Annotated in this window: 5 protein-coding genes and 2 pseudogenes; all 7 read right to left on the minus strand. The window is 59.5% G+C overall.

Going from position 1 to position 4,448, the window contains the following annotated elements; translation table 11 throughout:
• Nucleotides 1-1,130 (minus strand): annotated as a pseudogene (locus RMO57_RS07570) (hypothetical protein); the annotation flags it as partial.
• Between the two features lie 84 nt (nt 1,131-1,214).
• The gene (locus RMO57_RS07575; protein WP_310385515.1) at nt 1,215-1,748 is read right to left on the minus strand and encodes a F0F1 ATP synthase subunit delta; all 534 of its coding nucleotides are present in this window, start codon (nt 1,746-1,748) and stop codon (nt 1,215-1,217) included.
• 85 nt (nt 1,749-1,833) lie between these two features.
• Nucleotides 1,834-2,304 (minus strand): F0F1 ATP synthase subunit B, encoded by a 471-nt coding sequence (locus RMO57_RS07580; RefSeq protein WP_310385517.1) that lies wholly within the window; start codon nt 2,302-2,304, stop codon nt 1,834-1,836.
• Nucleotides 2,305-2,346: 42 nt separating this feature from the next.
• Complete coding sequence (gene atpE, locus RMO57_RS07585; RefSeq protein WP_263532376.1) at nt 2,347-2,592, minus strand: F0F1 ATP synthase subunit C; 246 nt, start codon at nt 2,590-2,592, stop codon at nt 2,347-2,349.
• A gap of 87 nt (nt 2,593-2,679) precedes the next feature.
• Entirely contained in the window at nt 2,680-3,576 is an 897-nt protein-coding gene (gene atpB, locus RMO57_RS07590; RefSeq protein ID WP_310385519.1) for a F0F1 ATP synthase subunit A, read from the minus strand.
• A 2-nt stretch (nt 3,577-3,578) separates the two neighbouring features.
• Nucleotides 3,579-4,166 carry an ATP synthase subunit I gene (locus RMO57_RS07595; protein ID WP_310385521.1) on the minus strand — a complete coding sequence of 196 codons (588 nt, stop codon included), beginning with the start codon at nt 4,164-4,166 and terminating at the stop codon, nt 3,579-3,581.
• A 109-nt stretch (nt 4,167-4,275) separates the two neighbouring features.
• A pseudogene (locus tag RMO57_RS07600) lies at nt 4,276-4,448 on the minus strand (SMP-30/gluconolactonase/LRE family protein); the annotation flags it as partial.

Consider the following 4,448-nt stretch of genomic DNA (forward strand, 5'->3'; position numbering starts at 1 on the left):
GAGGCCTTCTGGCCGATCGCCACATAGACGCAAGTGACGCCCTGGCCCTTCTGGCTGATGATGGTGTCGATGGCCACCGCCGTCTTGCCGGTCTGGCGGTCGCCGATGATCAGCTCGCGCTGGCCGCGGCCGATCGGCACCATCGAGTCGATCGACTTCAGGCCGGTCTGCAACGGTTGGCTGACCGACTGGCGCTCGATCACGCCAGGCGCGACTTTCTCGATCACGTCCGTCATCTTGGCGTTGATGGGGCCCTTGCCGTCGATCGGTGCGCCCAGCGCATTGACCACGCGGCCGATCAGCTCGGGGCCCACCGGCACGTCCAGAATGCGCCCGGTGCACTTGACCGTGTCGCCTTCGGAGATGTGCTCGTACTCGCCCATCGTGCAACCGGAGTACGCCGACACATATTGCATCGCAGCCGATTCGGAAGCCGAGGCCGCCACGACGATGGTGTAAGCCATCGCGCCGTTGGCTTCCAGAGCGCGCACCACGTTCTTGATCGACGAAGCCTTCTGGCCGATCGCAACGTAGACGCAGGTCATGTTCTGACCCTTCTGGTTGATGATGGCGTCGATCGCGACAGCCGTCTTACCGGTCTGGCGGTCACCAATGATCAGCTCGCGCTGACCACGGCCAACCGGCACCATCGAGTCAATCGACTTCAGGCCGGTCTGCATTGGCTGGTCGACCGACTTACGGGCGATCACGCCTGGAGCGACCTTTTCGATCACGTCCGTCATCTTGGCGTTGATCGGGCCCTTGCCGTCGATCGGGTGACCCAAGGCATTGACCACACGGCCAATCAACTCGGGGCCGACCGGCACTTCCAGAATGCGGCCCGTGCACTTGACGGTGTCGCCTTCGGAGATGTGCTCGTACTGACCCAGAATCACCGAGCCGACCGAGTCGCGCTCCAGATTCAGTGCCAGGCCGTAGGTGGGCTGACCGTCGGCGCCAGCCGGGAACTCCAGCATCTCGCCTTGCATCACGTCGGACAGACCGTGGATGCGGACGATACCGTCGGACACGGACACCACGGTGCCCTGGTTGCGAACGTCCGTCGAAGTGCCAAGGCCCTCGATACGGCTCTTGATCAATTCGGAAATTTCAGCAGGATTCAGATTCATTGCTATGGCTCCCAGCTGGCCTCTGTTCTGTTACCAGAGCAGTCGGCACAGGGATGAATGAAGGGTGAAATGCGCTCAAGGCCATCAGGCCGTGAGCGCTACTTTCATGCGTTCCAGACGGTACTTGACCGAGGTGTCCAGCACCTCATCGCCAACCACCACCCGAATGCCGCCAATCAGTGACGGCTCCAAGACGACCTGTGCGTCGAGCTTGCGTGCGAAGCGCTTCTCCAGCGACACCATGACTTCGGCCAATTGGGCCGCGTCGATCGGGTATGCGCTGTAAATCAAAGCGTCCGCGACACCTGCTGCGGCATTAGCCAGCGCATGGAATTGCTGGGCGACGGCGGGCAAAGCACTCAAGCGACCGTTGGCGATGACCGTGCGCAGAAAGTTCTGCACGCCTTCGGCCAGATCGAGCTTGGCGGTCTGCGCGGTCACCGCGTAAACCTGCTCGGCCGTAGCCTTCGGGTGGTCGGCAAACTGAAGCAGCTCGGGCGCCTCGGCCACTTGGGCCAAGGCATTAAGCTGCAGGCCCCAAGCCTTGACGTCATGCTTGAGCGCTACTTGATACAGCGCTTCGGCGTACGGACGGGCAATGGACGCGAGCTCAGCCATGGTAAGCCTCCCGCCGGGCCGTCCCAAGGGAGGCTTGCGCCCCCTCGGGGGGCAGCGAACACAGTGAAGCGTGGGGGCTCAACATTTACAGCTCCGTCTTCAGGCGACCCAGCAACTCGGCGTGCACGGAGGCGTTGACCTCGCGCTGCAGAATTTGCTCGGCACCCTTGACGGCCAGTGCGGCGACTTGCTCGCGCAAGGCCTCACGTGCACGTCCGGATTGCGCTTCGGCTTCGGCGTGAGCGTCGGCCACGATCTTGGCGGCCTTCTCTTCAGCCACACCAGCCGCAGCGGCCACGATCGCCGCAGCACGCTTTTCAGCGTCGGCCAACAGCTTGGTGGTTTCGCCACGGGTCAGCGCCAATTGCTCGTCGACCTTTTTGTTGGCGTTAGCCAACTCAGACTTGGCCTTGTCGGCCGCAGCCAGACCTTCGGCGATTTTTGCGGCGCGCTCATCCAAGGCCTTCATCATTGGAGGCCAGATGAAGCGCATGGTGAACCATACAAGGATCGCAAAAACGATCGCCTGCAGGAACAGTGTTGCGTTGATATTCACAGAGCTATCCTTTCAACCGTGAACGGTTGGCGCATCAATTAATTAGATGGCGAAAGGCTTGGCGAATGCGAACAGCAGAGCGATAGCCACACCGATCAGGAACGCGGCGTCGATCAGACCAGCCAAGATGAACATCTTGGTTTGCAGTTCGTTCATCAGTTCAGGCTGGCGAGCCGAAGCTTCCAGGAACTTGCCGCCCATCAAGGCGATACCGATCGAAGCGCCCAATGCGCCCAGACCAACGATGAGACCGCAAGCCAGTGCGACGAGACCGAGAATGTTTTCCATGATTTGCTCCAGAAGGAAAGGTAAGTAAAAAAAGAAAGAAAGGGAAAAGAGAAAAAGCGAACTATCCGATGTTCAGCAAACGATCAATCAATGTTGATCGTGCGCCTGGCCCGTGTAGATCAAGGTCAGCATCATGAAGATGAAGGCCTGCAAGGTGATGATCAGGATGTGGAACAAGGTCCACACCGTACCAGCCACCAAATGGCCCAGACCCAGCCAGAAGCCACCCGACAGCGGGTTCAACTCCCAGGCCCAGACGCCACCCATCAGCGCGATCAGCATGAACACCAGCTCACCCGCAAACATATTGCCGAACAAGCGCATGCCGTGCGAGACGGTCTTGGCGGCAAACTCAATGATCTGCATCAAGAAGTTGATCGGGTACAGAAACCACTTGTCTCCGAAGGGTGCGGCCAGCAGCTCATGCGTCCAGCCGCCAATGCCCTTGATCTTGATGCTGTAAAAGAAGCACATCAGCAGCACGCTGGTCGACAGGCCAAGCGTGGTCGACAAGTCGGCCGTCGGCACCACACGCATATAGGCATGATGTGGGTCGTGGCCCATGGCACCAAACACTTGAGCCCACAGCGTAGGCAACAAATCAACCGGCAACATGTCCATGAAGTTCATCAGGAAGATCCAGACGAACACGGTCAAGGCCAGGGGGCCGATGACCTTGCGGCTGGCGGCGTTGTGAATCACGCCCTTGGCCTGGTTCTCGACCATTTCGGACAAGATTTCCACCGCAGCCTGGAAGCGGCCGGGCACGCCGGACGTCGCCTTGCGCGCAGCGCGCCACAAGATGAAGCAGCCCAACACGCCCAGGATGACCGAATAAATCAGCGAATCCAGATTGAACAAACTGAAGTCAACGATGCTGGTCTGCTTGACCAACTCACCCTTGAAATTCATCTGCATATGCTGCAGGTGATGCTGGATGTATTCCCCAGCGTTGGGCGCGTGCCCTTGTCCTTCGGCTGCCATCGTTAGTTTCCGTCCTGCGTATTTATTGACTTAACTTGACTCATCCGACCCTGCCAGAGCAGGGCCAACCAATTTACTTTCAAGCACCCGACCAGACCCGCCAGCAGCGCCAGCCAATTCAAATCCGACACCCAGACCGCCGCCACCGCCAAAATGGCAACCGCCGTCATGATTTTGATCAACTCCCAGAACATGAACCCCAGCACCGCAGCCGCTGGCATCCCTCTGAAAAGCCCGGTCATCCCCCACGCCATCAAGGCATTCGGAACAACCACCGCCGCCGCGCCCCAAAGAGCCGACTGCGCCGTTTTGCCTTCGCCGGTCAACAAGTAAGCCAGCACAGCGATTGCCACACCCACCAAGACCTGAATCCCGACGACACGCCAAACCGAAATCGGCGGGTGCTTGACCCTCAAGGCCTGCGCTTGTTCTCGCGTCAGGGTCTTGAAAGCTTGCTCATCGGCCTCATTCTTTTCGTCTTCATTCCAGTCATCCCAGGCGGGGCTAGGCGCAGCGTCTTTCGATCTTTCCTGCGGCTGACGCCCCGTTTTTCTGCTCATGAAGGTCTGATGAATGTCGGCAAAACCCAATGATTATATGTGGAAACCCGTAGGCTTCCGACAAGACCTATAGCAAATACCCTACACAAGGCGGGCGCGACCAAGCCTTGTGGCTTCTAGCAAAAGCGGGTAAAGCGGATCAGATTTCGAGCAAATTGGCAGGCAAGCCTGCCACCTCGACGCGCACTTGCAGCACGCAACCGGCCCAAGGCTGGGCGGCCAGTTCAGCGGCCGGGCGGCCTTCGCTGGCCGTGGTGATGTAGAGCGTGCGCAGATCAGCACCGCCAAAAGCGGGCATGGTCGGGCAGCGCA

It is taken from the genome of Roseateles sp. (genome assembly GCF_031397715.1).
Lineage (GTDB): Bacteria > Pseudomonadota > Gammaproteobacteria > Burkholderiales > Burkholderiaceae_C > Paucibacter_A.